The 26315-nt window shown below is 62.7% G+C and carries 25 protein-coding genes; 14 read left to right on the forward strand and 11 right to left on the reverse strand.

Features of this window, described 5'->3' with window-relative positions:
* Positions 1–81 precede the first annotated feature (81 nt).
* The 5 genes from PSV26_RS01120 to PSV26_RS01140 form a co-directional block, all read right to left on the reverse strand.
* Positions 82–540 (reverse strand): hypothetical protein, encoded by a 459-nt coding sequence (locus PSV26_RS01120; protein WP_300566600.1) that lies wholly within the window; start codon positions 538–540, stop codon positions 82–84.
* Between the two features lie 245 nt (positions 541–785).
* Positions 786–1991 carry a CaiB/BaiF CoA-transferase family protein gene (locus tag PSV26_RS01125; RefSeq protein WP_300566602.1) on the reverse strand — a complete coding sequence of 402 codons (1206 nt, stop codon included), beginning with the start codon at positions 1989–1991 and terminating at the stop codon, positions 786–788.
* Positions 1988–2329 carry a polyhydroxyalkanoic acid system family protein gene (locus PSV26_RS01130; protein WP_300566604.1) on the reverse strand — a complete coding sequence of 114 codons (342 nt, stop codon included), beginning with the start codon at positions 2327–2329 and terminating at the stop codon, positions 1988–1990. The genes PSV26_RS01125 and PSV26_RS01130 overlap by 4 nt, the downstream gene beginning before the upstream one ends.
* The gene (locus PSV26_RS01135) at positions 2322–3431 is read right to left on the reverse strand and encodes an aminopeptidase (RefSeq protein WP_300566607.1); all 1110 of its coding nucleotides are present in this window, start codon (positions 3429–3431) and stop codon (positions 2322–2324) included. Before PSV26_RS01135 ends, PSV26_RS01130 begins: the two co-directional genes overlap by 8 nt.
* Before the next feature lie 5 nt (positions 3432–3436).
* Entirely contained in the window at positions 3437–5551 is a 2115-nt protein-coding gene (locus PSV26_RS01140) for a molybdopterin oxidoreductase family protein (RefSeq protein WP_300566610.1), read from the reverse strand.
* A 62-nt stretch (positions 5552–5613) separates the two neighbouring features.
* Here PSV26_RS01140 and PSV26_RS01145 point away from each other — a divergent pair, with 62 nt between their 5' ends.
* Positions 5614–6744 carry an ABC transporter substrate-binding protein gene (locus tag PSV26_RS01145; RefSeq protein ID WP_300566613.1) on the forward strand — a complete coding sequence of 377 codons (1131 nt, stop codon included), beginning with the start codon at positions 5614–5616 and terminating at the stop codon, positions 6742–6744.
* Positions 6745–6906: 162 nt separating this feature from the next.
* Positions 6907–8040: an ABC transporter substrate-binding protein gene (locus PSV26_RS01150; protein WP_300566616.1), complete on the forward strand. Its 1134-nt coding sequence runs from the start codon at positions 6907–6909 to the stop codon at positions 8038–8040.
* Between the two features lie 85 nt (positions 8041–8125).
* Here the strand turns inward: PSV26_RS01150 and argE are convergent, their stop codons facing one another.
* On the reverse strand, positions 8126–9313 hold the full coding sequence (gene argE / locus PSV26_RS01155) for an acetylornithine deacetylase (RefSeq protein WP_300566619.1): 1188 nt from the start codon (positions 9311–9313) through the stop codon (positions 8126–8128).
* 116 nt (positions 9314–9429) lie between these two features.
* Here argE and PSV26_RS01160 point away from each other — a divergent pair, with 116 nt between their 5' ends.
* Genes PSV26_RS01160 through PSV26_RS01185 form a run of 6 tightly spaced genes read left to right on the forward strand, consistent with a single transcriptional unit; the run spans position 9430 to position 15740 of the window.
* Positions 9430–10284: a decaprenyl-phosphate phosphoribosyltransferase gene (locus PSV26_RS01160; protein WP_300566622.1), complete on the forward strand. Its 855-nt coding sequence runs from the start codon at positions 9430–9432 to the stop codon at positions 10282–10284.
* A gap of 26 nt (positions 10285–10310) precedes the next feature.
* Positions 10311–11207: a lysylphosphatidylglycerol synthase transmembrane domain-containing protein gene (locus tag PSV26_RS01165; RefSeq protein WP_300566625.1), complete on the forward strand. Its 897-nt coding sequence runs from the start codon at positions 10311–10313 to the stop codon at positions 11205–11207.
* Between the two features lie 13 nt (positions 11208–11220).
* Positions 11221–12768 carry a glycosyltransferase family 39 protein gene (locus PSV26_RS01170; protein WP_300566628.1) on the forward strand — a complete coding sequence of 516 codons (1548 nt, stop codon included), beginning with the start codon at positions 11221–11223 and terminating at the stop codon, positions 12766–12768.
* Positions 12756–13409 carry an HAD family hydrolase gene (locus tag PSV26_RS01175; protein ID WP_300566631.1) on the forward strand — a complete coding sequence of 218 codons (654 nt, stop codon included), beginning with the start codon at positions 12756–12758 and terminating at the stop codon, positions 13407–13409. Before PSV26_RS01170 ends, PSV26_RS01175 begins: the two co-directional genes overlap by 13 nt.
* A 40-nt stretch (positions 13410–13449) precedes the next feature.
* Positions 13450–14646: a M20 aminoacylase family protein gene (locus PSV26_RS01180; RefSeq protein ID WP_300566634.1), complete on the forward strand. Its 1197-nt coding sequence runs from the start codon at positions 13450–13452 to the stop codon at positions 14644–14646.
* Complete coding sequence (locus PSV26_RS01185; RefSeq protein ID WP_300566637.1) at positions 14643–15740, forward strand: M14 family metallopeptidase; 1098 nt, start codon at positions 14643–14645, stop codon at positions 15738–15740. The genes PSV26_RS01180 and PSV26_RS01185 overlap by 4 nt, the downstream gene beginning before the upstream one ends.
* 77 nt (positions 15741–15817) lie before the next feature.
* On the opposite strand, the gene PSV26_RS01190 is transcribed toward PSV26_RS01185, so the two are convergent.
* From PSV26_RS01190 to PSV26_RS01205, 4 genes are all read right to left on the reverse strand, one after another.
* A complete protein-coding gene (locus PSV26_RS01190; protein ID WP_300566640.1) occupies positions 15818–16591 on the reverse strand; it encodes a hypothetical protein in 774 nt (257 codons plus the stop codon).
* A 46-nt stretch (positions 16592–16637) separates the two neighbouring features.
* Positions 16638–17297, reverse strand: coding sequence for a TetR/AcrR family transcriptional regulator (locus PSV26_RS01195; RefSeq protein ID WP_300559788.1), 660 nt, complete (start codon positions 17295–17297; stop codon positions 16638–16640).
* 37 nt (positions 17298–17334) lie between these two features.
* A complete protein-coding gene (locus PSV26_RS01200; protein ID WP_300566643.1) occupies positions 17335–18630 on the reverse strand; it encodes a patatin-like phospholipase family protein in 1296 nt (431 codons plus the stop codon).
* A gap of 173 nt (positions 18631–18803) precedes the next feature.
* Entirely contained in the window at positions 18804–19325 is a 522-nt protein-coding gene (locus PSV26_RS01205; RefSeq protein WP_300566646.1) for a phasin family protein, read from the reverse strand.
* Between the two features lie 232 nt (positions 19326–19557).
* Between PSV26_RS01205 and PSV26_RS01210 the strand changes: the two genes are divergently transcribed.
* Entirely contained in the window at positions 19558–21555 is a 1998-nt protein-coding gene (locus tag PSV26_RS01210) for an SDR family oxidoreductase (protein ID WP_300566649.1), read from the forward strand.
* Here PSV26_RS01210 and PSV26_RS01215 read toward each other — a convergent pair.
* Positions 21505–21711 (reverse strand): hypothetical protein, encoded by a 207-nt coding sequence (locus tag PSV26_RS01215; protein WP_300566652.1) that lies wholly within the window; start codon positions 21709–21711, stop codon positions 21505–21507. The two genes, PSV26_RS01210 and PSV26_RS01215, sit on opposite strands and share 51 nt — an antisense overlap.
* Here PSV26_RS01215 and rfbB point away from each other — a divergent pair.
* The 5 genes from rfbB to PSV26_RS01240 are packed head-to-tail and all read left to right on the forward strand — an operon-like array spanning position 21710 to position 26031.
* On the forward strand, positions 21710–22780 hold the full coding sequence (gene rfbB / locus PSV26_RS01220) for a dTDP-glucose 4,6-dehydratase (protein ID WP_300566655.1): 1071 nt from the start codon (positions 21710–21712) through the stop codon (positions 22778–22780). The two genes, PSV26_RS01215 and rfbB, sit on opposite strands and share 2 nt — an antisense overlap.
* Positions 22777–23673: a dTDP-4-dehydrorhamnose reductase gene (gene rfbD, locus PSV26_RS01225; RefSeq protein WP_300566658.1), complete on the forward strand. Its 897-nt coding sequence runs from the start codon at positions 22777–22779 to the stop codon at positions 23671–23673. The genes rfbB and rfbD overlap by 4 nt, the downstream gene beginning before the upstream one ends.
* A gap of 10 nt (positions 23674–23683) precedes the next feature.
* Positions 23684–24571: a glucose-1-phosphate thymidylyltransferase RfbA gene (gene rfbA, locus PSV26_RS01230; protein WP_300566661.1), complete on the forward strand. Its 888-nt coding sequence runs from the start codon at positions 23684–23686 to the stop codon at positions 24569–24571.
* Positions 24568–25113 (forward strand): dTDP-4-dehydrorhamnose 3,5-epimerase, encoded by a 546-nt coding sequence (gene rfbC, locus PSV26_RS01235; RefSeq protein ID WP_300566664.1) that lies wholly within the window; start codon positions 24568–24570, stop codon positions 25111–25113. The genes rfbA and rfbC overlap by 4 nt, the downstream gene beginning before the upstream one ends.
* Positions 25114–25155: 42 nt before the next feature.
* Positions 25156–26031, forward strand: coding sequence for a hypothetical protein (locus PSV26_RS01240; protein WP_300566668.1), 876 nt, complete (start codon positions 25156–25158; stop codon positions 26029–26031).
* Positions 26032–26315 lie beyond the last annotated feature (284 nt).

A 26315-nucleotide genomic window follows, 5' to 3' on the forward strand; every position in this document is an offset into this window, starting at 1 on the left:
GATGGCTAACGCGAGGTGACCGGCGCTACACAGCAGAAGTTCGCTCAGCGCCCGCGTTGAACGGCATAGTAGCCCGCATGGTCATTCGCTGCGCACCTCTGAAATCGACTCCAGCCGAAAACGCTGTGCAAGCGGGAGATCGGGAAGGTCATGCTCCATTTGGCCGCACAATTGATCGTAGTTGGTAATCGCCCGGTCGATAATGCGCCGCGCCTCAGATTTCGAGTCCATTGACACCTCGTGACCTGTCTTCCCGGCATGCTTGGAATGGTTGTACGAGTGATTCATCAGATCACCAATTTTCTTCTCGGTCGTGGGCTCCACGTCCCCTTCCTCTTTCAGCGCATTCGCGATCCGCGTGATAATTGCACGTTCTTGGGGCCAAGCTGGCTCAAGCCCACATTTCAGCATGTAGCCAGCAAAGAGCTGTTCGGCAGCACCTGCCAAGACGGTTGCAGAATGGTGACGCCCTTTGAAGTACGCCTCGAGCGCGTCCTCAAGTTGCTCAAGAGCGATGTCGATTTTCTGAATTTTCTGCATTGTCAGATGTTTGTCGTGCAGGCTAAATCAATGTATACCGCTCAGCCTACGGTATAACTCGGTCCGCTGATTTGCCGCCAAGTCCCGGTCACACCAAGAGTTTTTATGCATGGACGCTTTCTGTCATGTAGTTCAATCGCACCCTAAACACCGCACGATTCTAGTTTCGACATGTAATATAGCCAAATGTGCCACTGGCCCTTATTGCACGGGCGAAAGCAGCTATCAATAAGGTAGCAAAACCCTCACCCCACAATCCCCCGCTCCCTCAGCGCACTGATCTGCGCCTCCGTTAACCCAACCTCGCGCAGCACCGCATCGGTATCCTGCCCCAAAGCCGGTGCATTGCGTCGCTGGCTGCCGGGGGTGGCTGAGAGTTTGGGCACGAAGCCGGGCACGGCCAGTTCCGAGCCGTCGTCCATCTGCACTGTTTGCAGCATGCCGCGCGCGGCGTAGTGCGGGTCGGCGGCGATGTCGGCCACGGTGTAGATTTTTCCTGCGGGTACCTCGGCGCCCTCCAGCGCCGTCAGCACTTCTTCCACCGTCAGGCCGGCCGTCCATTGGCCGATGGCGGCGTCGATCTCCTGCACGCGCGCCACGCGGCCGGCGTTGTCGGCCAAGGCCGGGTCATTGCCCAGGTCCTGCCGATTCATCACCGTCATCAGGCGCTTGAAAATGCTGTCGCCATTACCGGCGATGAGGGCGTAGCCTCCGTCCTTGCAGGCGTAGGCATTGCTGGGTGCGATGCCGGGCAGGGCGCTGCCGGCCGGGCCGCGCACCGCGCCAAAAGCGCTGTATTCGGGCAGCAGGCTTTCCATGCAGTTGAAGACGGCCTCGTACAGCGCCACATCCACGACTTGACCCTTGCCCGAAGCATGCCGGTGCTGCAGCGCCAGCAGGATGCCGATCACGCCGTGCAGCGCGGCCAGGGTGTCGCCTATGCTGACGCCGACGCGCACCGGTACGCGGCCCGGTTCGCCGGTCAGGTGGCGCAGGCCGCTCATGGCTTCGGCGACCACGCCGAAACCGGGCCGGTCGCGGTAGGGGCCGGTCTGGCCGTAGCCGCTGATGCGCAGCATGATGAGCCGGGGGTTCAGGGCCAGCAGCTCGTCGGGGCCCAGGCCCCAGCCTTCCATGGCGCCGGGCCGGAAGTTTTCAATCAGCACGTCGGCATCAGCCGCGAGTTTGCGCACGATCTCCTGCGCCTCAAGCTGCCGCAAATCGAGCGCCACCGAACGTTTGTTGCGCGACTGCACCTGCCACCAGACCGAGGTGCCGTCTTTCAGCAACCGCCATTGGCGCAGCGGGTCGCCGGTGCGGGGGGCTTCGATCTTGATGACGTCGGCGCCGAAGTCGGCCAGCGTCTTGGCGGCAAAGGGCCCGGCGATGAGCTGGCCCAGTTCCACCACCTTCAGGCCCGCCAGCGGGCCGGTGGGCGCCGCAAACGTCATTTGGCGGCAGGCTTCTTTTTCGCCGCAGCCTTTTTGGCGGCCGGCGCCTTCTGGGCCAACAGCGTGTCGAGGTTTTTCACGATCTCGCCTTCGATCCGGTCCTTGAAGGCACCGAGCAGAAAGCCCAGCTTGGCGTCCAGCTCGAACAGGTCCTTGGTCACCTTGAGCGTGCCGCTGACGCCCGAGCGGGTGAAGCTGACTTCGTCACAGCTGTCGCCTTCCTCGTAGGTGCAGCTCATGTCGAACTTTTCCTCGACCTGTTCGGCCCACTGGAAGGCGATCTTGCGGGCCTGCGCCAGGCCCAGGCTGTGCTCGCGTTCGATATGGATGTCAGCCATGGGGTGTTTCCTCGGTTTTTGTGGTGATGGAAGGACGCAGGGCATCGTGCCGCGCATGTTTGGGCAGGGCGGCCAGCCGCCTGACCGCATCATAAAACCGCAGCCAGTTGTTGCCTTCGCGCGCAAACAGCGCCTCGAAGCCCGGCACCAGTTCATCATAGGCGGCCAGCGCGCCCAGCGAGGCGTTGTTGGTGCGGGCCACCCAGGGGTCGTAACCGGCGTAGCCGTCCCAGCCGGCCTTGAGGTCGGCGTACCGTGTGTGGAAGGTCTGCATTGCTACGCTTTTCATAGCTGCTTGCGCACGGCGGTCAAGGGCTGGAGCCGCTTTTGGCTCGTAAATGTCGCTGAGCTCGCGGCGAAGCCCCAGCGTCAGCGCGCGAAACTGCTGGCGGCGCTCGCTGTACAGCGCGTACTCCTTGCGCACGGCGGCGCTGCCGTGGGTGTCCAGCCAGCGTGCGCTGCCCAGGCGTTCCACGGCGGTGGCAAAGGATTCGTTGAAGTCCATGTCGTCGGCGGCATACACCACCTGATGCGCCAGCTCGTGAAAGATCAGCCGCGCCAGTTCGCCCTCGGGGTAGCCGATGAAGGTGCTCAGCAGCGGGTCGCCGCCGGCCCAGTTCATCCAGCCCAGGGTGGAGTAGGCCGGCACACCATAAACGCTGACTTCCAGCCCCTGCGCGCTCAGCTTGTCGGCTTCGGCGCGCGCCTGGGCCTCGTCAAAATAACCCTTGTAGCCCACGCAGCCGGTGACCGGAAAACACCAGGTGTGCAGGGTCAGCGAAAACTCGGGCGCGGCCGACACATTCCACACCACGGCCTTGCGCCGCAGGTCGGCGTAACGCTGGTAGCTGGCGTTGTCGGGCAACTTCAGTTCGCTCACCGCAAAGCGCCGGATCTGCTGGGTCAGGGCCAGCCGGGCCTTGAGTTTGTCGGGGGTGTCGCTGGCCTGCAGCCAGTCGTCGATCGGCCGGGCGGCGTTCATCAGCTGCAGGTGGCCGCTGACCGACTGCCAGTAGTAACCGAGGCTGGCGCAACCGGACAGTCCCAGCAGCACAGCGGTGAGCAGGGCGACGGTTCGGGGCGACGGGCGGAGGGAGGACATTCCCGTCAGAGTACTGATTCGGCGTCGAGTTGCACCTGGACCAGGCAGTCGTAGAAAACGGGGCCACGGCCCAGGTCGGTCAGGTGCTGGCTGGTCAGTTCGTTGACATTGGTGCCGTCCAGGCCGAACTTGCGCCACCAGACACCCAGGCCGTGGACCACGCCGGGCCGCGCGCGATTCGAGACCTCGGCCCTGACCCGGTAGCTGCCGCGCTGGTTGAACACCTTCACCACGCTGCCGGTGACGATGCCGCGCGCGGCGGCGTCCTGCGCATTGATCTCCAGCAGCGGTTCGCCCTCGATGTCGCGCAGGCTTTTGACGTTGACGAAGGTGGAGTTCAGGAAGTTGCGCGCCGGCGGCGAGATCATCGCCAGCGGGTAGCTGGCCGAGCTGCCAGCCGCCTCGTAATTGGGCACATGGTCGGGCAGGCCGTCCAGTCCCTGCGCGGCGAGCCGGGCGCTGAAAAATTCGCATTTGCCCGACGGGGTCAGAAAGCGGCCGTCGGCAAACGGTGCGTCGGGCCCGGGCAGGGTGGCAAAACCCTTGTCCAGCAGTTCGTCGAAATTTATCCTGTCGCCGTCCGGGTGGCGGAAGGCCGTGCGGCACAGGGTTTCGTCGTCTTCAAGAAAACAGGGTTCGGAAAAACCCATGCGGGCGGCCAGACCGCGGAAGATATCGGTGTTGGTGCGCGCCTGCCCGACAGGCGTTATGGCCGGGCGGTTCAGCAGAACGTCGGTGTGGCCGTAGGCGCCGTGGACATCCCAATGCTCCAGCTGGGTGGTGGCCGGCAGGATGAAGTCCGCATAGTCGGCGGTGTCGGTCTGGAAATGTTCCAGCACCACGGTGAACAGGTCCTCGCGTGCAAAACCCTGCACCACCTTGCCCGAGTCCGGGGCCACCGCGACCGGGTTGCTGTTGTAGACAATCAGTGCTTCTATCTTCGGGCCGAAGTCCGCGGAACTGCTTCTCAGCAGGTCGTCGCCGATGGTGATCATGTTGAGGGTGCGCGAGGGGCGGCCGGCGCGCAGCTCGGGCCGCTGCAGCGCGGCCTGGTTGACCGGAAACATGCCCGAGCTGGACAGCAACACGCCGCCGGCACGGTGGCGCCAGGCGCCGGTCAGCGCGGGCAGGCAGGCCACGGCCCGGGTGGCGTTGCCGCCGCCGCGCACACGCTGCATGCCGTAGTTCAGGCGGATGGCTGCCGGTTGCCCGTTGACGAAACACTCGCCATAGTCACGCGCCAGCGCACGCACCTGTTCCACCGGAATCCCGCAGACCTGCGCCACGCGCTCCGGATTCCATAGCAGCGCGCGCTCACGCAGCAAGGGCCAGCCGAGGGCATGGCTTTCAATGTAGGCGTGGTCCAGCCAGTCGTGGACGATCAGCTCGTGCATGATGCCCAGTGCCAGGGCGGCGTCGGTGCCGGGCTGCAGCGCAATGTGTTCATGGCACTTTTCGGCAGTTTCGGTCTTGCGCGGGTCGATGCAGATGATTCGGGCGCCCCGGCGTTTGGCCTCCTGCACATGGCGCCAGAAGTGCAGGTTGCTGGCGATCGAGTTGCTGCCCCAGATCAGGATGAGCCTGGCCTCGGCAAAAAACTCGACCTTCATGCCGACCTTGCCGCCCAGGGTTTGCGTCAGTCCTTCGGTGCCGGCGGCCGAACAGATGGTGCGCTCCAGCAGCGACGCGCCCAGCTTGTTGAAAAAACGCCCCGCCATGCCTTCACCCTGCACCAGGCCCATGGTGCCGGCGTAGCTGTAGGGCGCGATGGCCTGCGGGTCGCGCTGCGCGATGGCCTGCAGCCGCGCGGCAATTTCGCCGAGCGCGCTGTCCCAGCTCACGGCCTCGAACTGTCCCGAACCCTTGGGACCCACCCGCTTGAGCGGTTGCAGGATGCGTTCGGGGTGGTAACTGCGCTCGGTGTAACGCGAGACCTTGGTGCAGAGCACGCCACCGGTGTGCCGGTGGTCGGGGTTGCCCTGGACTTTGACCGCCACGCCGGCTTCCACCGTGGTGATCAGGGCGCAGGTGTCCGGGCAGTCGTGCGGACACGCGCCCCGCACCTTGATCGCGTCTGTCGCGGAACCGGGCCTAGGGGAGATGCTGATGGAAGCTGGCATGAATAGAACTACATTTTCTGGGAAGGAACCGCCCTGGCTGCGAATCAGTCAGGCAAAACAACATGAAAAAAATACAGACTCTCGGACAGACCCTCATCGTAGCCGCCTTGCTGCTGACAGGTACAGCGGGGCGCAGCCAGGACGGCGTGAGCAAGACCGGTATTGTGATCGGCCAGTCGCTGGCGCTGACCGGCCCGGGCTCCTCGCTGGCCCAGCCCTTTCACCAGGGCGCGAAGCTTTACTTCGACAGCGTGAACGCGGCCGGCGGCATCAACGGCCGCAAGATCGAGCTGGTCACGCTGGACGACCTGGGCAACCCGGCCAACACGGCAGCCAACACGAAAAAGCTGCTCGAGCAGGGTGTGCTTTCGCTGTTTGGTTTTTACGGCTCGCCGCAGGTGACTGCGGCCTACCCCCTGATCAAGGACGGCGACGTGTTGCTGTTTGCGCCCATGGCGGCGGCGGACGAGTTTCGCGGCGCGCTGTATGGCAATGTCTACTCCCTGCGTCCTGGCTATTCGGAGGAGGCCGCGGCCATCACCAAACACGCGGCCACCCTGGGCGCGCGCAAGCTGGCCATCCTGCATGCCAGCGACGGCGAATCCATGGCCGCCCTCGACTCGGCCCAACGCACCATGACGAGTCTGGGCGCCAACCTGGTGGCCAATGCCGCTTTTGCCAGCGGCAGTCTGGCCGGCAGCGTGGACAAGGCACTGGCCGAGCGTCCGGAGTCGGTGCTGGTCATCAGTGACGCCGCGGGCGCTGCCAACGCCGTGCGAGACCTGCGCACCAAGGGCTTTCGCGGGCCGATTTACGGTTTTTCCAATACCGGCGAGAGCCTGCTGGCCGAGGGACTCGGCAAGGCCGGGGCGGGCGTGGTGGTGGCACGGGTGGTGCCCAAGAGCGACAGCAGCAAGGTGGCCCTGGTGCGTGAACTGCAGACCGATGCGGCCGCTGCCAAGCTGGGAAAACCCAATGTGTACATGCTCGAAGGCTACATCGCCGCCCGCGTGTACACCGAAGCGCTGCGGCGTACCGGCAAGGACGTGACGCGGGCCAAACTCCGCAAGGCGATCGATGCCATGGACGATGTCAGCGTCGGCGGCTTCCGGGTCCACTTTCTGGACGACCGCGTGGGTTCCCGGCTGGTCGAGCTCGGTTTGATCGATTCGCAGGGACGTGTGCGCGAATAGTGGGGGCCGCGCGACAGAAGGCTGACAAATGTCTGACGAAAAATCAAGGGTTTACCCTTTGTCGAGCTGATTCTTAGAACTTAAGTGGTTGTTTTCCGGGAACGGGCCGTTGGCGTGTTTTTGGAGCCGGTTCAGCGTCCCGTCTTTGGCGAGAATGGGTGCATGCTTATTTCCCGAAGAAAACTATCCCTCACCGCCGGCGCCGCCATGCTCGCCGGATTCAACATCGCCCGGGCCCAGTCCGACAGCAAGATCATCCTCGGTCAGTCGGCCGCCTTTACCGGGCCTGCCGCGCAGCTGGGCATCCAGTTCTACCAGGGCGCCAAGGTCTATTTTGACCAGATCAACGCCCAGGGCGGCGTCGGCAAGCGGCAGATTGAAATCCGCAACCTGGACGACGGTTACGAGCCGGACCGCTGCGCCGAGAACACCCGCAAGCTGATCGCCGAGGACGTGTTTGCGCTGTTTGGCTACATCGGGACCCCGACCAGCCTGGCGGCCCTGCCGCTGGCAACCAAAGACAAGGTTCCCTTCATCGCACCCTTCACCGGCGCCATGGGCCTGCGCGATCCGTTCAACAAATACGCCTTTCATGTCCGCGCGTCCTACAACGACGAAACCGGTCTCATCGTCAAGCAGCTGACAGGTCTGGGACTGAAAAAAATCGCGGTGTTCTACCAGAACGACGCCTACGGCAAGGCCGGCCTGGACGGCGTCACCCTGGCTCTGAACGGTCTGGGCCTCAAAACCGTGGCGCAGGCCACGGTGGAGCGCAATTCCGTCGACGTGGCCAAAGCGGTCCAGACGCTGGTCGCTGCGGCCCCCGATGCGGTGGTGCAGATCAGCGCCTACAAGTCCTGCGCCGCCTTCATTCGCGCTGCGCGCAAGGCCGGTTACGGCGGCACCTTCTACAACGTGTCGTTTGTCGGTACGCAGGCCCTGGCCGACGAACTCGGCAAGGATGGCGCGGGCGTGGTGGTGTCCCAGGTCATGCCTTCGCCCTACAACGCGGCGCGCCCGATTGCGCGTGAGTTCGCCGATGCCGTCAAGGCGGCCGGCAAGGGTGCCCAGGCCAATTTCTCCAGCATGGAGGGGTATGTGGCTGCCAAACTGTTTGTCGAAGGCCTCCGGCGCGCCAGCGGCAAACTCAGCCGCGAGTCACTGATTGCCGGTCTGGAGGGCCTGGGCAACCAGTCGCTCGGCGGCTTCTCAGTGTCCTTCTCGCCGACCGACCATGTCGCCTCCAGCTTCGTGGAGTTGTCCATGCTGACCGGCGACGGGCGCGTGAGAACCTGAGTTGAACCGGTCATCACCTCCCGAAAAGAAAAGCGCCTGAATATCAGGCGCTTTTTTTATGCTGGCCGGGTTGAGGGGGAAGTGATCACGTGATGCTGGTCGTTGCGGCCAGCCCGCGCAGGAAGGCCTCGCAGCGTGCGAGTTGTTCCAGGCTGACGAACTCATCGGGCTGGTGCGCCTGCGTGATGCTGCCCGGTCCGCACACCACGGTGGAAATGCCGGAGTTCTTGAAAATGCCCGCCTCGGTGCCGAACGCCACCTGCGTGGTGCGTGACTCGCCGCTCAGGCGCTGCGCCAGCCGCGTCACCGCGTCGTTGGCGGAGCCCAGAAAACTCGGCACTTCGCAAATCGTCTCGAAGCTGAAACCGGCCTCCGGCGCTATCTTTTTCATAGCCGGCTCCGCTTGCCGGGCGTAGGCCAGTACCTCTTTTTGCATGGCGGCCGCGTCGGCCGTGGGCAGGTCGCGGAATTCGTAACGGAACTCGGCATCACGCGGCACCACATTGTCGGCAATGCCGCCGTGGAACTGGCCGACGCTGGCGGTGCTGAAGGGCACATCGAACCCTTCGTAGCGCGGCTCGTCTCGCTCGAACCCCTCGGCCATGTCGCGCAGCTTGCCCACCACCCGCGCAGCCATCTCGATGGCGTTGACCGATTGCGGTGTCAGCGACGAATGCGCTTCCTTGCCGCGCACACAGCACCTGTAGCGGTAAACACCCTTGTGGGCGATGGCCGGCACCATGCTGGTGGGCTCGCCCACGATGCAGGCCAGCGGCGCGATGCCGGCGTCTTTCATGTCGGCCACCAGCTCCCGCACGCCGAAACAGCCGACCTCCTCGTCGTAGCTCAGTGCCAGGTGGATCGCAAAAGGCGCAGGGCTGTTCAAAAAGGCATCCGCCTGGGCCAGCGCCAGCGCGATGAAACTTTTCATGTCGGCGCTGCCGCGCCCATAAAGCTTGCCGTCGCGGACCAGGGCCGACAGCGGGTCGACCGACCAGTCCTGACCGTCCCAGGGCACGGTGTCGGTGTGGCCCGACAGGATCACCCCGGCCGATTTGCCTTCTCCCAGCGTGGCAAACAGGTTGGCCTTGGTTTTATCGGCGTTCCAGGTGAGGCGGCTGTCCACGCCGGATTTTTTCAGGGTGTCGCGCACGAAATGGATCAGCTCCAGGTTGGAATTGCGGCTGACGGTGTTCATGCGCACCAGCGTCTGCGCAAGCGCCAGGGCCGGGGCGGACAGGACGGAAAGGGGAGGGGTGTTGGGGGCGGTCATCCCTGATTCTGGCCCAATTGCGCCTGCGGCGGAGGCGGTTATGCTTGAACCCGACCGCGCACACATGGTCTATGCTTGCCCCGCCCGACCGCCCCAACCGACTTTTCTTCTGCCCCATGCGTTTATTGTCCAGCCTCGTCACCTTGATGCGCCCCCACCAATGGCTGAAAAATGCCTTTGTGTTCGCCGGGCTGGTGTTCAGCGAGAGCTGGAGCGAGGGGCCCATGGCCTTCAAGGTGCTGAGGGCCTTTGCCGCGTTCTGCTGCTTTTCGAGCATGGTCTACATCCTCAATGACTGGCTGGACCGCGCCAGCGATGGCCGCCATCCCGTCAAGCGCCACCGGCCGCTGGCCAGCGGTGCCGTGTCGCCTGCCATGGCGCTGGTACTGGCAGCGCTGCTGTTGGCTGCGGGCCTGGCCTTTGCCGCCGGCAACGTGACCCTGCTGGTGCTGCTGGGCCTCTATGTGGCGCTGAACCTGGCCTATTCCCTGCGCCTCAAACAGGTGCCGGTGGTCGATGTGTCCATCATTGCCTCGGGTTTCATGCTCAGGCTGTTGGCCGGCACCCTGGCGGTGGGGATTCCGCCTTCGCGCTGGATGCTGCTGGCCGGGCTGTTCGTGGCCCTGTTCCTGGGATTTTCAAAACGCAAGGCCGAAACCTTTCAGGACGAGACCGCCCAGCGCGCCGTGCTGGATCACTATCCGCCGGCCTTGCTGGACATGTTCATGGCGGTGACGATGACGGCCAGCCTCATGACCTATGGCCTGTTTGCCACCAGCGCCGAAGCGCAACTGCAGCACGGCAACCGGCTGGTCTACAGCGTGCCCATTGTCGTTTTTGCCATGTTGCGCTACGCCTACCAGGTGCACAGGGGACGCGGGGAAGACGTCTCGCGCGACCTGGTGCGGGACCCCTGGATTCTGGCGGCGCTGGCGGTCTGGCTGCTGGTGTTTCTGGGGCGCCGCTTTTGAAGCCGCCGGCCGGGCCGGCGCCGCGCTTGTCGCTCAAACCGCTGTTGCTGGTTCTGGGGCTGGCCGCCACGGCGTATGCGGTGGCCCTGGCGGTGTTCGGCGAAGGCAGCGCTCTGGCGACCCTGCAGCGGCTGGCCTCGCTCGCGGGTCTGCAGGCGGCCGCCCTGTGCCTGCTCAACTACCTGCTGCGCGGCCTGCGCTGGCGCATGTGGATGGCCCGCTACGGGCGGGTGCTCGGCCTTGCGGAAGGTTTGCGTCTGTACCTGGCGGGTTACACCTTCACGCCAACCCCCGGCAACATCGGCGAGGCAGCGCGCGGGCTGATGCTGGCGCGCCATCCGCTGGGCGCCGCGCAAAGCCTGGCGATTTTCGGTGCGGAACGCCTGGCCGACCTGCTGTGCCTGCTGCTGATGTGCCTGCCGGTGGCCTGGTGGCTGGTGGCGCTGGGCAGCCCGATGGCTTACCGCCTGGCGCTGGGCAGCGGCGTTGCCGCGCTCGCCGTGCTGGTGCTGGTTTTTGTGTTCCGGCGGCGCCTGCTGCAGCGGCTGTCCTGGCTGCAGGATGCCTGGCAGTGCCTGGCGACGCGTCCCGCCGTCTGGCTGGCGCTGACCGGGGTGGCCTGGGCCGCGCAGGGCCTGGCCGTCTGGCTGCTGTGTCGTGAGGCGGGCCTGTCCATTGGCGTGTTGCAGGCCGCCAGTTTTTATGCCGTCGCCATGGTCGGCGGCGCGCTTTCCCTGCTGCCCGCCGGCCTGGGCGGCATGGAGGCGCTGCTGACCGGCCTGCTGGTGCTCCACGGCGCCAGCGCGGCGCAGGCCCTGGGCATCACGGTGCTGGTCCGGGTGCTGACCCTGTGGCTGGCCGTGGCCATCGGCGCGCTGGCGCTGGTCTATAGTGCCGCCATTCGAGACATCAGTTTCAGATAATTTCCTCCTGCCCATGCTTGAACGCTCCGCCGCCCCGGCCGCCCCCCTTCTTTCCCCTTTCCTCGTGCGCTGGCTGGTCGCCGCCGGTGCGCTGTCGCTGGCTTTGCGGCTGTGGCTCTCTGCCACCTTCCCGATCACTGGCGACGAGGCCTTTTTCTACTGGTGGGGCGTCTACCCCGACTGGGGCTACTACGACCATCCGCCCATGGTCGGATGGCTGATTGCCCTGTTGCGGGCGACGCTGGGCGACACCACCTGGGCGATACGCCTGCCCGTGGTCCTGCTGCCGCTGGCCCTCGGCGGCCTGGTGGCCTGGGCGCTGGCCCCGCTGGACCGCGTGCGCGCAGCCTGGGCTGTGCTGTTTTTCTGGCTGGCCCCGATCAACTGGCTCAATGTGCTGATCACCACGGACACCCCGCTGATGTTCTGGTCGGTGCTGTCGGTGGCCCTGCTGCTGCGTGCCGAGCGGCGCGGGCGCATGGACCGCAGGGCCTGGGGGCTGTACGCGCTGTCGGGGCTGGCGCTGGGCTGCGCCTTTCTGTCCAAGTACTTTTCGGTGGTGCTGGGACTGACTTACTTCGTGTATTTCGCGCTCTACCGGCGCGAACGCTGGGCGGCGTTTGCGCTGCTGGTGCTGTGCGCCTTGCCCGGCCCGGCCATCAACATCGCCTACAACATGTCGCACGGCTGGTCGAACATCATGTTCAACCTCTACAACCGCAACGAAGGCGAGAGCTTCGCCTGGAACAAGCCGCTGCTCTACCTGGCCATGCTGGTTTATCTGGTCACGCCGGTGGCGGCCTGGCTGACCTGGCAGCAGCGCGGGGCGCTGGTCGCCGCGGCGCGGCAGCAGCGGCTGCTGGCCTGCGTAGTGGTGGTGCCGCTGCTGTTTTTTGCATTGCTGTCGCTGAAAAAGGTGGTGGGGCTGCACTGGGTGCTGTCGTTTTACCCCTTCGGTTTCGCGCTGCTGGCCTTTGCCCTGCCGCGGGACAAGCTCAAGACCTGTGCCATTGGCATGGCCGTGTTTGCGGGGCTGCACGTGCTGGTGGTGGTCGGCCTGCACGCCACCTCACTCGAGAACTGGAAAAGCACCAGGCTGTATCCCCAAATCATCCGCAGCTACAAAACCGCCGAAATGCTGCAGCAGGTGGCGGCACCCGGCGTGGAACTGATGGCCAGTGCCTACACGCCCGCGTCCATCTACGGCTACACGCTGCGCAAGTACGTGCCGGTGTTCGGCCCGGGCAACTTCCATGCGCGGCAGGACGACATGCTGGTTGATTTTTCCCTGTACCAGGGGAAAACCTTGCGCATCCTGCGCATGGACGCGCCGCGCATGGAGGAGTACCAGCCTTACTTCGACAGCGTGCAGGTGCTCGGGTTTTCGCAGGACGGCGTGCCCTTTTACGCGGTCGAGGGCCGGGGCTTCAATTACGCCGCTTATAAAACCGGCGTGCTGGCCACCATTTACAGCCGCTACTACAACATCCCCGGCTGGTTGCCCATGACCGGCTGCCCGTTCTGCGAGCGCCTGTGCGGCCAGGTGCGATGCACGAAATAGGGTCCGCGGGCAAAGCGCCGGTGGTTGTCGCGGCTTTTGACTTCGACGGCACCTTGACCCGGCGCGACACCCTCCTTCCCTACCTGCGCCGCAGCCTGGGCTGGCCACGGTTTCTGCTCGCCGTGCTGTGCAGCAGCCCCTGGCTGGTGGCCTACGCCTGCCGGCTCATCAGCAACCACCGGGCGAAGGCGCGCTTGCTGCAGGCCAGTCTGGGCGGGTGCAGCGCGGCGCAGATCGAGCGTTGGTCGGCCGACTTTGTAACGCATTACCTGCCCCGGCAATGGCAGGCAAAAGCGCTGGCACGGCTGCGTTGGCACCAGCAGCAGGGCCATGACTGCGTGATTGTCAGCGCCTCGCCCGGTATTTATCTGCACGGCGTGGGTGAGCTGCTCCGCGTGGATGCGGTGCTCTGCACCGAGCTGGAGGTCCGGGACGGCACCCTCACCGGGCGCATGGCGACGCGCAATTGCCACGGCGAGGAAAAAGTGCTCCGCCTGCAGGCCTGGTTGGCTGGGCGCGGCGTCGCCGTCACGTCGGTCGTTTTGCATGCGTACGGCGATTCGCGCGGCGACGTGCCGCTGCTAAATCTGGCAGACTATGCGCACTACCAAGGTCAACCCTGGGTCCGCCAACCATCCTGAACACAGCAGGTAGGGTGGGCCTGATCACCCAAAGGTTCTCATGAAAGTCATTGATTCCATCGTCACCCAGGCCGCCGGCATTGCCGCTGTGCGCCGCGATATCCACGCCCACCCGGAGTTGTGTTTCGAAGAAGTCCGCACCGCCGATGTGGTGGCGCAAAAATTGACCGAATGGGGCATTCCCATCCACCGCGGCATGGGCACGACCGGTGTGGTCGGCATCATCAAGAACGGCACGTCCAGCCGCGCCATCGGCCTGCGTGCCGACATGGACGCGCTGCCGATGCAGGAGTTCAATACCTTTGAACACGCCAGCAAGACCCAGGGCAAGATGCACGCCTGTGGCCATGACGGCCACACCGCCATGCTGCTTGCCGCTGCGCAGCACTTTGCCAAAAACCGCAATTTCGACGGCACGGTCTACCTGATTTTCCAGCCGGCCGAGGAGGGCGGCGGCGGTGCGCGCGAGATGATCAAGGACGGCCTGTTCGACAAGTTCCCCATGGATGCGGTGTTCGGCATGCACAACTGGCCGGGCACGCAGGTCGGCAAATTTGCCGCCAGCACCGGCCCGGTGATGGCCTCGAGCAACGAGTTCAAGATCACCATTCGCGGCAAGGGCGGCCATGCCGCGTTGCCGCACAACGGCGTCGACCCGGTGCCGGTGGCCTGCGCGATGGTGCAGGCCTTCCAGACCATCATCAGCCGCAACAAGAAGCCGGTGGATGCCGGCGTGATTTCGGTCACCATGATCCATGCCGGCGAGGCCACCAACGTGATCCCGGACAGCTGCGAGCTGCAAGGCACGGTGCGCACCTTCACCCTCGAAGTGCTGGACCTGATTGAAAAACGCATGAAGCAGATCGCCGAGCACCTGTGCGCTGCGCATGATGCCCAGTGCGAATTCGCGTTTGTGCGCAACTACCCGCCCACCATCAACCACCCGAAGGAAACCGAGTTCGCGCGCAAGGTGATGGCCGAGATCGTCGGCGAGGCCAACGTGATCGCCCAGGAACCCACCATGGGAGCGGAAGACTTTTCCTACATGCTGCAGGCCAAACCGGGCTCTTATGTCTTCATCGCCAACGGCGACGGCGCCCACCGCGAGATGGGCCATGGCGGCGGGCCGTGCATGCTGCACAACCCGAGTTATGACTTCAATGACGACCTGATCCCGCTAGGCGCGACCTTCTGGGTGCGTCTGAGCGAAAGCTGGCTGGCCAGGGAGGCCGCATGAGCGCAGTCACGGAAGCTTTTTCCGGCTCTTATGCCGAGGCGCGCGGCAAATTTCTGGCCGCGGCCGCTGCGGCCGGCCTGCAAGTCGATTCCCAACAGCACCCCGAAGCCGGCCGCGAGGGTGAAGTGTTGGCCATGGACGTGGTGCTGGACGGCCCGGCCGACGCCGGTTCGCTGCTCATTCTCACCAGCGCCTGCCATGGCGTCGAAGGTTATTGCGGCTCCGGCGTGCAGGTGGCTGCCTTGCGGGACACTGAATGGCGCGCCAAGGCCAAAGCGCAGGGGGTGGCGGTGCTGTATGTGCATGCGCTCAACCCCTATGGTTTTTCGCACATCCGGCGCACCACCCATGAAAACGTGGACCTGAACCGCAACTTCCATGACTTCTCGCAGACCCTGCCCGTCAACGAGGCCTACCGCGAACTGCAGCCGCTGTTGCTGCCCGAGCAGTGGCCGCCCAACGACGAGAACAAGGTGGCCACCGACCACTACATCGCCAGCCGGGGCATGGACGCCTACCAGGCAGCCATCACGCGCGGTCAGCATGAATTCCCCGAGGGCCTGTTTTTCGGCGGTACCGCGCCGACCTGGAGCAACCAGACCCTGCGCAAGGTGCTGCAGACCTATGCGCGCCGGGCCGGGCGGGTGGCATGGATTGACATCCACACCGGCCTGGGTCCCAGCGGTGTCGGCGAACGCATTTGCGCCTGCCGCGATGACAAAGCGGCCCTGGCCCGGGCGCGTGCCTGGTGGGGCGGCGGCGGGGCGACCCCGGTGACCTCGATCTACGACGGCTCGTCGAGCTCGGCCTTCCTGACGGGCCTGATGTGGACCTCGATCTACGACGAGTGCCCCGACGCGGAATACACCGGCATTGCGATGGAGTACGGCACCCTGCCGCCTTTCGAGATGATGCAGGCCCTGCGCGCCGAACACTGGCTCAATGTCCACCCCGAGGCGTCACCGGCGCTGGCGGCGCAGATCAAGCAGCAGATGATGGATGCGTTTTACGTGGACACCGAAGCCTGGAAAGAACAGATCATCAGCCAGGCACGGGAGTCGCTGTTCCAGGCGGTGGATGGCCTGACTTCATAGTCTTTTCGGGCCCCAGCCCTTGATACACGGGCGCAACCAGCTATAAAAAACAGAGCGGTTGCGCCTTTTTTTTGGGCTCAGTCTTCCAGTTCAGCCTTGGCCATCTCCACGTCAAGCCGCTCCATCGCGTCCATCGGTGTGCTGGCGGCGGCCTGTTCGTAGAGCTTGGTGGCCTCCTTCATCCGCTTGTCGCCTTCCAGCATCACCATGCCATTGGCATATTCGATCATGGCGATGGCCGAGCCGGGGTTGAGCTTGAGGGACTCCTTGAACAGGGACAGGCCCGCGTCTTTCTTGGCGCCGTAGGTCATGCCGCCAATCAGGGAGCCGACCTTGTCAATCACCTCGGCATGAAAGGCGGCCAGCGCAATGTGCGCGTCAGCATGTTTGGGGCAGAGCTTGATGGCTTGCTCAAGGGCATTTTTCACCTTGGTGCCCAGACCCTGTGCGAGGGCCTTGGCCACACTGATGCCCTGGCTGTAGCGCCCGAGAGCGTAGGCCTGCCAGTACCAGGCGTTGGCGTTCTGGGGGTCAGCTGCCTGCTGGGCTTCGGCGCGCTGGGCGACTTCCATGAACAGCTCGAGTTTGGTCTTTTCCCTGCTCTCGAGGTAGTTGGCGTAAATCGACGTGGCCTTGTTGGCCACGGTGATGCCGGCGCCGCCCGCCTTCAGGCCCGCTTCGGCCGCCTTCTGGAATTCGCCGTTGTGAAACAGCACCCAGGCCTGCAGCGCGGCAGCGTCCTTGGGCAGGGGCTCGCAGTCCCCCTGGTGCAGGCGGGCCCAGTTTTTTTTCAGGCTGGCGGCATCAAATGCATAGTCACCAGCGTGGGGGAAAGTAGTCCATTTGCCCATCGGTCGTCTCCTTGGAATTTATTGTTGGCTGGCTGAAAAATCGGGGTCAGGCGGGGCTGGTGTAGGCGCCCACCAGGGCCTGCAGGTGCATGCGCTGGCCCTGCTCGAGGTAGGGAATCAGCAGGTTGAGGACATGGTGCGCACCTCGCAGCAGGGCCGCCTGCGCGTTTTCCGGCTCCAGTGCGTTGCGCGGGTCCCGCACGTATTCAAAACTCAGCCAGTAGGTCAGCACGACCACCATGCTGGTGGCGGTGGCCTCGACTTCGCGCGAGTCGATGCTGACGGTGTTGGCCCGGCTCATGCTGTCGAGCATGGTCTTGACCGAGCGGGTCTTGTTTTTCAGTACCCACTGGAAATGGGTCTCGAGCCGGCGGTTCTTGCTGAGCAGGTCGTTGAGATCGCGGTACAGAAAGCGGTATTGCCAGATCAGCTCGAACAGCGTGTGCATGAAAAACCAGGCGTCTTCGACATCGCGCACGCTGTCGCTGGCATTGAGCAGCTCGCTCAGGGCGCGTTCGTATCGGTCAAACAGGGAGTTGATCAGCTCGTCTTTGGCGGGGTAGTGGTAGTAGAGGTTGCCGGGGCTGATGCCCAGCTCGGCCGAGATCAGCGTGGTCGAGACATTGGGTTCGCCAAAACGGTTGAACAGATCAAGCGTCACTTCCAGGATGCGTTCAGCAGTTCGGCGCGGCGCTTTTTTCGCCATGGTGTCTACCTCGTATATTTGTTCGACTCTAACCCAGTCATCCGGGGGTTGGAAGTAGGGAAGTCGAGCGTCGGGCGGCGCCGGTCGCCGGTGCCTGCAGGGCGTGGCTCAGGTCCTCCATGATTTCCTCCAGAGAATGGATGGCGCGCCCAAACCGGGAGGCTGGGGGGCGTTCGTTGACCAGATGGCGACGTGAGTCTTCCAGCACCTCCAGGTTGAGCGAGATGCCGTGGCGTGCGAGCTTGGCCGACAGCGTGGTTTTGCGCGAGCGCAGCATGTCGCGGGTCTTCTGGTAGGCGTGTTCGGCCAGCTGGCGGCGCTGGGCGTAACTGAAGGTGTTGGCCAGGAACAGCTCGGCGTCGCGGTGGTCGGGCTCGATCAGGACAATGTCGGTGTCGGGGTAGGCGTGTTCGTAGTGTTTCATGCCCAGTTCCAGTCGGGAATGGATCATGGAGCGGAAAGTCTGGCTCAGCACCGCCGGCAGGCCGCCATCGACGATGCGCGGGATGGCCTGCCGCTCCCTGGGCAGCCCGCGCTTCATCACGCGTTGCCCCATCGACAGCTGTGGCGCGCTGGTCGCGTCAAATGGCACCAGCGGATTGAGGCACAACATCAGGTCAATGCCGCCGTCCATGGCCACCCCGGCATGCAGGGTCTTCTTCAGCGCACCGTCCACGTAGTAGTGATTGTCGATCTCCACCGGGGGAAATAGTCCCGGCAAGGCCGAACTGGCCTGCACCGCTTTGGAGATCGGCACGTGGTCCCAGCCGGGCTGGCCAAAAGGTGCGGCGTCGCCGCTGTCCAGGTTGGTGGCCACCAGCGTGAGCCGCGTCTTGAGCTGGCGGAAGTCGTTGGTCCGCCCCGCCTTGGAAAACAGGAGGGCCAGGCGTCGGTCGACCTCTTCATTTGAAAAAATGCCCGTCGGCAGGGCCGGGCCGAGCTTTTCGAGCGCGTTCAGCAGGGGCTTGCGCCCGACAGTGGCGCGCCACAGGGCTGTCGCCGCCAGGCCGGGGAGCATGATGCTGCGTCGCAGGAATTCGCCATAGGCCGGCACCATCAGCCAGGCGGGGTCGAACACCTCGGAGGCCTGGTGGTCGTTTTCAATGAAAGCGGCACACAGCTCGCGTGGTGTCATGCCGTTGGCCAGGCCAGCCGCGATAAAACCACCGGCCGATACGCCCACGTAGTGATGCAATTTGGTCAGCGCCAGTCCCTGCAGCGATTCATCGAGCGCACACAGTGCACCGATTTCATAAATCGCGCCCAACGGCCCGCCGCCGGCCAGGGCCAGAGCGATACGCGGCGCGGCGGCGGTCCGTGCCGCTCTATTCACCTTGGAGGCTGGTTGACGCTGTCTGGGAGGCCTGGCTGAAGTCATGGATCGGAAGTGTAGACCGCGGGCCCTCACGAATTTGCTGCTATGCAGCAATCCCTGGGGCGGGCGTGGGCGAAAAAAAAGGACGCATCAACGTCCTGTGGGGGTCAAGGCGTCAGGCGCCCCCGGCGTCAGGCCGATTTGCGAGCCGGCGCACGTTTGGCGGCCGGTTTGCGCGCTGCGGACTTTCCGGCGGCGGCTTTGGCTGCGGCGCGTGGCGCTGGCTTGGGGGCGGCCGACCTGGCGCCCATCTGCTGTACATTCTTGTTGAGCTCATCGATCCGCGCGATCAGTGCATCCACATCCTTGGCAGAGGGCACGCCCAACTTGTTCAAGGCCTTCGCGACACGCTCTTCAAAAATGTTTTCCAGCTTGTCCCACTGGGTGCCGGCTTTCGAGGTGATGTCCGTCGCCATGGATGCCATCTTGTTGGTGGCGGTGGAAATCTTCTCTTCGGCAACAGCCTGCGTCTTGCGCTGGATGGACAGGCCTTCCTTGACCAGGGTCTCGAAAACCTTGCCACCTTCTTCCTGAGCCTTGGAGAAAGCACCCAGGCCGGCCAGCCAGATCTGCTGGGCGGACTCCTTTACCGCGCCCGAGAGTTGGGGGCCGGATTTTTTGTCGGCGCTCATTTTTTGCAGTTTCTTGACCATGGGGGACTCCTGTCGATAGGTGGATGGCGGGGGTGTCGCCATCGGCGACGGGTAGAGCAAAATATAAGCGTTGCAGGCGTACAGGTTTAGGTGTTCGCTCCTAAAACGCTAGTGATCCGCCCCTACGGAAAAGCGCTGCCGAACGGGTCGAGCACGGGTTTCTGCTGACCGGCAGGCAGCAGGGTTTGGGCAAGAATCAACGCTGGTCCAAAGTTGTCTTGCGGAGAACACAATGCAGTATTTCGTCACCGGAGCCACCGGCTTCATCGGTAAACGGCTGGTCAAAAAGCTTCTGGCGCGCAAGGGTGCGACGGTGTATTTCCTCATCCGCAAGGAAAGTGCCGGCAAGGTCGAAGCCTTGCGTGACTACTGGGGTGTCAGCGCCGCCAGGGCCGTGGCTGTTCATGGCGACCTCACGGTGAAGAAACTGGGCGTTTCGAGCGAGGACGTCAAAAAACTCAAAGGCCAGATTGACCATTTCTACCACCTCGCGGCTGTTTACGATCTGAGCGCCGACGAGGAAAGCCAGATTGCCGTCAATGTGGACGGCACCCGCCACACGGTCGAGTTCGCCAAGGCCATCGAGGCCGGGCATTTCCACCATGTGAGCTCCATCGCCGCAGCCGGCTTGTACGAAGGCGTGTTCCGCGAGGACATGTTCGAGGAGGCCGAGAACTACGAGCACCCGTATTTCATGACCAAACATGAGAGCGAGAAGATCGTGCGCAAGGAGTGCAAGGTGCCCTGGACTGTGTTCAGGCCCGCTATGGTGGTGGGCGACAGTACCACCGGCGAGATGGACAAGATCGACGGTCCTTATTATTTCTTCAAGCTGATCCAGCGCATGCGCCAGCTGCTGCCGCCGTGGATGCCGGCTGTCGGCCTGGAAGGCGGCCGCATCAACATCGTGCCGGTCGATTTTGTCGTCGATGCACTGGACGTCATCAGCCACAAGACCAGCATTGCCAAGAAGTGCTTCCACCTTGTCGATCCGGTGGGCTACCGTGTCGGTGATGTGCTCGACATCTTCAGTCGGGCTGCGCATGCGCCCAAGATGAACCTGTTCGTCAATGCGGCCCTGCTAGGCTTTATCCCGCGCAGCGTCAAGAAAAGCCTGATGGCCCTGGCGCCGGTGCGTCGCGTGCGCAATGCCATCATGGCCGACCTCGGCCTGCCCGAGGACATGCTGACCTTTGTGAACTACCCCACGCGTTTTGACTGCCGCGAAACGCTTGCCGCTCTCAAGGGCTCAGGCGTTGAATGCCCCAACCTGAAAGACTACGCCTGGCGCGTGTGGGACTATTGGGAGCGTCATCTCGACCCCGACCTGCACATCGACCGCTCGCTCAAGGGCACCGTCAGCGGCAAGGTGGTGCTGATCACCGGGGGGTCCTCCGGCATTGGGCTCGCGGCGGCCCACAAGTTTGCAGAAGCCGGCGCCGTCACCATCATCTGCGGCCGCGACCAGGACAAGCTCGACGAGGCTTGCAAGGAGGCCCGGGCCAAGGGCTACCACTTCATCGCCTACCCGGCCGATATTGCCGACATGGCCGACTGCGACCGCTTTGTGCAGACGCTGATCGAGAAACACGGTGGCGTTGATTTCCTCATCAACAATGCGGGCCGATCGATTCGCCGCGCCATCGAGGCCAGTTATGACCGGTTTCATGATTTTGAGCGCACCATGCAGCTCAACTACTTCGGCTGCCTGCGCGTCACCATGGGCTTTTTGCCCGGCATGGTCGCCAGACACAAGGGCCATGTGGTCAATATCAGCTCGATCGGTGTGTTGACCAATGCGCCGCGCTTTTCGGCCTACGTGGCCTCCAAGTCGGCTCTGGACGCCTGGACACGCTGCGCTTCCAGCGAGTTTGCCGATCAGGGCATCACCTTCACCACCATCAACATGCCACTGGTGCGCACGCCCATGATCGCTCCGACCAATCTCTACAACAACGTGCCGACCTTGAGCCCGGAAGAAGCCGCCGACCTGGTGGCCCAGGCCTGCATCTTCAAGCCGGTGCGAATTGCCACCCGCCTGGGCATTGCCGGCCAGGTGCTGCATGCGCTGCTGCCGCGCGTGGCGCAGATCGCCATGAACACCAGCTTTCGCATGTTTCCCGATTCATCGGCGGCCAAGGGGGGCAAGCCGGGGGACAAGCCGGTCAAGCAGACGCTGTCACCGGAAGCTGTAGCGCTGCAGCAGATGATGCGTGGGATTCATTTCTGAGCGTTCTTGCGGCCTATCCAGAAAATCGCTCCCAGGGGGCGATTTTTTGTTTTTGCTGCTGGCAACCATGATGAATGCTGGCATGAGCGCCAAAGGCATAATGCAGGCGGGCGTCAAGCGGCGCAGGTTTATAGAGACATAGAGGGACAGGCTCATGATTGTGGTTACCGGCGGCGCGGGTTTCATTGGTGCCAATTTTGTTCTTGACTGGCTGGCCGAGCATGACGAGCCGGTCGTCAATCTGGACAAACTCACTTACGCTGGCAACATGGAAACCCTGGCGACATTGCAGGACGATCGGCGGCATGTTTTCATCAAGGGCGACATTGGTGACAGCGCTCTTGTCGGCGAACTGCTGGCCCGGCACCGGCCGCGCGCCATCATCAATTTTGCGGCCGAATCCCATGTCGACCGCTCCATCTCAAGCCCGGAAGATTTCATCCAGACCAACATCGTTGGCACCTTCCGGCTGTTGGAGGCCGTACGGGCCTACTGGAATGGCTTGGGCACTGAAGCCAAGGCCGGCTTTCGCTTCCTGCATGTGTCAACCGACGAGGTTTACGGCTCACTTGCTCCCACGGAAGCCGCCTTCACGGAAACACACCGGTACGAGCCCAACAGCCCGTATTCAGCTAGCAAGGCCGCCAGCGATCATCTCGTGCGTGCCTACCACCACACCTATGGCTTGCCGGTGCTCACCACCAACTGCAGCAACAACTACGGCCCCTACCACTTCCCGGAAAAGCTGATTCCGCTGATGATTGTCAATGCACTGGCTGGAAAACCGCTGCCGGTCTACGGCGACGGCATGCAGGTGCGCGATTGGCTTTATGTGAAAGACCATTGCAGCGCGATCCGCCGTGTACTCGAAGCCGGCAGGGCAGGCGAGGTCTACAACGTGGGCGGCTGGAACGAAAAGCCCAACATCGCTATTGTGAACATCGTCTGCGACCTGCTCGACGAACTTCGGCCGCACTCTGATGGAAAACATTACCGCGAGCAGATCAGCTATATCAAGGACCGCCCGGGGCATGACCGCCGTTACGCCATCGACGCCGGAAAAATCCAGCGCGAGTTGGGCTGGAAACCTGCCGAGACGTTCGAAACCGGCATACGCAAGACGGTGCAATGGTACCTGGCCCATGCGGAGTGGGTGGCACATGTTCAAAGCGGGGCGTACAAGGACTGGGTGGACGCACACTATTCCGGCGTGATCGCTGCATGAAAATCCTGCTTCTTGGAAAAAACGGCCAGGTTGGCTGGGAGTTGCAGCGAAGTCTGGCGCCCCTTGGCGAAGTCATCGCGCTGGATCGGCGCAGCGCGGATTTGTGCGGTGATCTCGCCGATCTCGCCGGGATCAGCGCGACAGTGCGCCAGGTCCGACCCGATGTGATCGTCAATGCCGCGGCTTACACCGCGGTTGACAAAGCCGAGAGCGATGCGGCGACCGCACATGTGGTGAATGCCGAAGCGCCGGGCGTACTTGCCGAAGCCGCTAGCGCTGTCGGCGCATGGCTGGTTCATTATTCGACCGATTATGTTTTCGACGGTAGCGGGAGCAAGCCGTGGGAAGAAAACGACCCTACCGGTCCGCTTAATGTTTATGGTCGGACCAAGCTTGAAGGCGAGCAGCACATTGTGGCCCGGTGCGCGAAACATCTGATTTTGCGAACCAGTTGGGTGTATGCGGCGCGGGGTGGCAACTTCGCAAAAACCATGCTGCGTATGGGAAAAGAGCGTGATCGCCTGACGGTGATCGACGACCAGTTCGGATCACCGACTAGTTCAGAGTTGTTGGCTGATGTCACGGCTCACATGGTGCGCAGCGTACTGACCGGCGCTGCTGGGCGTTTTGCCGGCATTTACCATTTGGCAGCCGCCGGTGAGACCTCCTGGCATGGCTATGCGCGCTTCGTGCTCGATTGCGCGTCCAAGACCGGCCTCGCCCTTAAGGCATCCGCTTCCACGGTGGACCCGATCCCAACGACGGCCTTTCCCACGCCGGCCATCCGCCCGCGAAATTCCCGCCTGAACACCGCTAAACTTCAGGATAACTTTAGCCTGTACCTTCCCGCATGGCAGCAGGGCATCGCCCGCATGCTGACCGAAATTACCTGAAATCCCATTCATGACTCAACGCAAAGGCATTGTCCTCGCTGGCGGCTCCGGCACCCGCCTGCACCCCGCCACGCTTGCCATCAGCAAGCAACTGCTGCCGGTGTATGACAAGCCGATGGTGTATTACCCCCTGAGTACCTTGTTGATCGCAGGTATCCGCGAGGTGCTCATCATCAGCACGCCGCAGGATACGCCGCGCTTTGAGCAACTGCTAGGTGACGGCTCGCAGTGGGGTATGAAACTGCAGTACGCCGTGCAGCCCAGCCCCGACGGATTGGCACAGGCCTTCATCCTTGGCGAAGAGTTCCTGTCTGGCGCACCCAGTGCGCTCGTGCTCGGCGATAATATTTTTTATGGACACGACCTGCACAAATTGCTGATGGAGGCTGACCTGCAGGAAGTTGGCGCCACGGTCTTTGCCTACCACGTACAGGACCCTCAACGCTACGGCGTCGTATCTTTCGATGCGGCCGGAAAGGCGGTTAGCATCGAGGAGAAACCGCTGCGACCGAAAAGTAATTACGCCGTCACTGGCCTGTATTTCTACGATCACCAGGTTGTCGAGATCGCCAAATCGATTAAACCCAGTGCGCGCGGCGAACTTGAAATCACCTCCGTCAATCAGGCCTATCTCGAGCGGGCTCAACTCAAGGTGCAAATCATGCAACGGGGCTACGCGTGGCTGGACACGGGAACCCACGACAGTCTAATGGAGGCTGGGCAGTTCATTGCAACGCTGGAGCATCGGCAGGGTCTCAAAATTGCCTGCCTGGAGGAAATAGCCTGGCGCAACGGATTTATTGACAACGCACAACTCGAAAGGCTGGCCGAGCCTCTCGTTAAGAGCGGGTATGGGCAATATTTGACCGGGCTGCTTAGGGAGGGTGACCCAGTATGAAAGTGACAGCGACCTGTCTCGCAGATGTTCTGATTCTTGAGCCCAAAGTATTTGGTGACGAGCGCGGGTTCTTCTTCGAGAGCTTCAATCAGAAGACATTTGAAGAAGCCACGGGGATGGGCGTTCAGTTCGTTCAAGACAATCACTCGCGGTCAGGGAGGGGTGTACTGCGTGGCTTGCACTACCAGATAGAGCAATCACAGGGAAAGTTGGTGAGGGTTGTAAGCGGCGCTGTGTTCGATGTGGCGGTCGACCTGCGCAGGTCATCGGCCACGTTTGGGCGGTGGGTGGGCGTAGAGCTGTCTGAAGCAAATCGACGCCAACTCTGGATTCCTCCAGGCTTTGCGCACGGGTTTTTTACTTTGAGCGACACAGCAGATTTTTTGTATAAAACCAGTGACTACTACAACCCACGTCATGAACGCTGCATCGCTTGGAATGATCCTGTTCTGGCTATCGAGTGGCCTTTGGGTGGTAGCCTTCCAAAGCTGTCGATCAAAGATCAGGAAGGCACCTCTTTTAGCGGAGTCTCGAGTGTTTGAGTGATCTGATTTCCGTAGATAATAAGCAATTAGGGGTGAATGATGGAATTGGATACAGAAAAAGAAGGTCTGAGCCTGCTTGATCTATTGATCGTGGCATCAAAAAATCTCAAGTTGTTGATTTTGGGGCCTATTGCCGTTGGGCTTTTGACGTTGGGTTTTGGTTACACGTTGCCGCAGAGCTTTACCAGTCAGGCGATCTTGTCTCTAGCCACGCCAACAGCAAGCGCGGCAGTGACGGCAGCACAGACTACGCAAGCCGCTGCGCTTATGGTTTCGCCGGTAGTATTGGATCCGGTCATTGAGTCGCTTAAGTTATACGCGGGACAACCGCTGCAATTTGCCAGAGCGGACTTGGCGAGTCAAATTAAGACTACGGTAGGCAAGGATGGATTGCTTCGTCTCGAAGTGACTGCCAATAAACCCAGCGGCGCGCAAGGCATCGCAAATGCGGTTATTGACAGCTGGCTTAAAAGTAGCGTGCCAGGGGAGCAGGAGCGCGCTGAGTTGGAGCGGCGACTGGTATTTGCGAACGAGTCGCTGAAGTCGGTCAACAACCTTCTCGGTAGGCTAACTGCGCAGGGGGCTGCCGCCTTGAATAAACCTCTGACGTTTGGTGAGGCCGGGCTCGGCATGGTGGCGGTGGGTGAGTTGCAGGCACGTTATCAAGCAGATGTGCTCACCTTTACCCGGTCTCTCAAGGGGTTTACGCGTGACACGGTGGTACAGCCGCCTACATTACCCACCCATCCTGTCGCACCGAAAAAGAGCGTGATGGCAGTGCTCGCGGCGCTTGGCAGCGGCGTTGCCTTGTTGCTGTGGGTTTTCTTGCTTCAGGCTTGGCGTGAAGCCGGAAAAGATCCGGAGGTGGCAAGAAAACAAAAGCGCCTTTTGGCTGCATTAGGGCTGAACAAATAAATTCATGAAGTGGGGACTGTCGTTTTCATGATGATGCGCATGTGTCATGTCGGTGTGCACTGTCAGGTAAAGCCGCTTCGATTGCGTTGTCTATCCAGTAGCTCCAGTCCTCATCTGCGTTGCCCCTTATCCGTCGCTGTGGAGGCTGGAAGCCAAAAGTGCCGCTGACCTATGAGCCGGTAATTTGGTGAGCGACGTGACTGTTTTCTCGGGCAGTCCCGGCGCCCGAGGGGTGGATCACTCGAGCCGTGGCGCGATATCACTCGCACTGGAATCAGTAATAC

Source organism: Polaromonas sp. (assembly GCF_029945685.1).
In the GTDB taxonomy this organism is placed as follows: domain Bacteria; phylum Pseudomonadota; class Gammaproteobacteria; order Burkholderiales; family Burkholderiaceae_C; genus Polaromonas.

Excerpts from the sequence above, each read along its gene's own strand:
- PSV26_RS01180 (WP_300566634.1), top strand. The coding sequence starts at position 13,450 with ATGAAAGTCATTGATTCCATCGTCACCCAGGCCGCCGGCATTGCCGCT.
- PSV26_RS01125 (WP_300566602.1), bottom strand. The coding sequence starts at position 1,991 with ATGACGTTTGCGGCGCCCACCGGCCCGCTGGCGGGCCTGAAGGTGGTG.
- rfbC (WP_300566664.1), top strand. The coding sequence starts at position 24,568 with ATGAAAGTGACAGCGACCTGTCTCGCAGATGTTCTGATTCTTGAGCCC.
- PSV26_RS01145 (WP_300566613.1), top strand. The coding sequence starts at position 5,614 with ATGAAAAAAATACAGACTCTCGGACAGACCCTCATCGTAGCCGCCTTG.
- PSV26_RS01240 (WP_300566668.1), top strand. The coding sequence starts at position 25,156 with ATGGAATTGGATACAGAAAAAGAAGGTCTGAGCCTGCTTGATCTATTG.
- PSV26_RS01135 (WP_300566607.1), bottom strand. The coding sequence starts at position 3,431 with ATGTCCTCCCTCCGCCCGTCGCCCCGAACCGTCGCCCTGCTCACCGCT.
- rfbB (WP_300566655.1), top strand. The coding sequence starts at position 21,710 with ATGATTGTGGTTACCGGCGGCGCGGGTTTCATTGGTGCCAATTTTGTT.
- PSV26_RS01160 (WP_300566622.1), top strand. The coding sequence starts at position 9,430 with ATGCGTTTATTGTCCAGCCTCGTCACCTTGATGCGCCCCCACCAATGG.
- PSV26_RS01215 (WP_300566652.1), bottom strand. The coding sequence starts at position 21,711 with ATGAGCCTGTCCCTCTATGTCTCTATAAACCTGCGCCGCTTGACGCCC.
- PSV26_RS01210 (WP_300566649.1), top strand. The coding sequence starts at position 19,558 with ATGCAGTATTTCGTCACCGGAGCCACCGGCTTCATCGGTAAACGGCTG.
- PSV26_RS01120 (WP_300566600.1), bottom strand. The coding sequence starts at position 540 with ATGCAGAAAATTCAGAAAATCGACATCGCTCTTGAGCAACTTGAGGAC.
- rfbA (WP_300566661.1), top strand. The coding sequence starts at position 23,684 with ATGACTCAACGCAAAGGCATTGTCCTCGCTGGCGGCTCCGGCACCCGC.
- argE (WP_300566619.1), bottom strand. The coding sequence starts at position 9,313 with ATGACCGCCCCCAACACCCCTCCCCTTTCCGTCCTGTCCGCCCCGGCC.
- PSV26_RS01190 (WP_300566640.1), bottom strand. The coding sequence starts at position 16,591 with ATGGGCAAATGGACTACTTTCCCCCACGCTGGTGACTATGCATTTGAT.
- rfbD (WP_300566658.1), top strand. The coding sequence starts at position 22,777 with ATGAAAATCCTGCTTCTTGGAAAAAACGGCCAGGTTGGCTGGGAGTTG.
- PSV26_RS01205 (WP_300566646.1), bottom strand. The coding sequence starts at position 19,325 with ATGGTCAAGAAACTGCAAAAAATGAGCGCCGACAAAAAATCCGGCCCC.
- PSV26_RS01185 (WP_300566637.1), top strand. The coding sequence starts at position 14,643 with ATGAGCGCAGTCACGGAAGCTTTTTCCGGCTCTTATGCCGAGGCGCGC.
- PSV26_RS01140 (WP_300566610.1), bottom strand. The coding sequence starts at position 5,551 with ATGCCAGCTTCCATCAGCATCTCCCCTAGGCCCGGTTCCGCGACAGAC.
- PSV26_RS01175 (WP_300566631.1), top strand. The coding sequence starts at position 12,756 with ATGCACGAAATAGGGTCCGCGGGCAAAGCGCCGGTGGTTGTCGCGGCT.
- PSV26_RS01150 (WP_300566616.1), top strand. The coding sequence starts at position 6,907 with ATGCTTATTTCCCGAAGAAAACTATCCCTCACCGCCGGCGCCGCCATG.
- PSV26_RS01130 (WP_300566604.1), bottom strand. The coding sequence starts at position 2,329 with ATGGCTGACATCCATATCGAACGCGAGCACAGCCTGGGCCTGGCGCAG.
- PSV26_RS01170 (WP_300566628.1), top strand. The coding sequence starts at position 11,221 with ATGCTTGAACGCTCCGCCGCCCCGGCCGCCCCCCTTCTTTCCCCTTTC.
- PSV26_RS01195 (WP_300559788.1), bottom strand. The coding sequence starts at position 17,297 with ATGGCGAAAAAAGCGCCGCGCCGAACTGCTGAACGCATCCTGGAAGTG.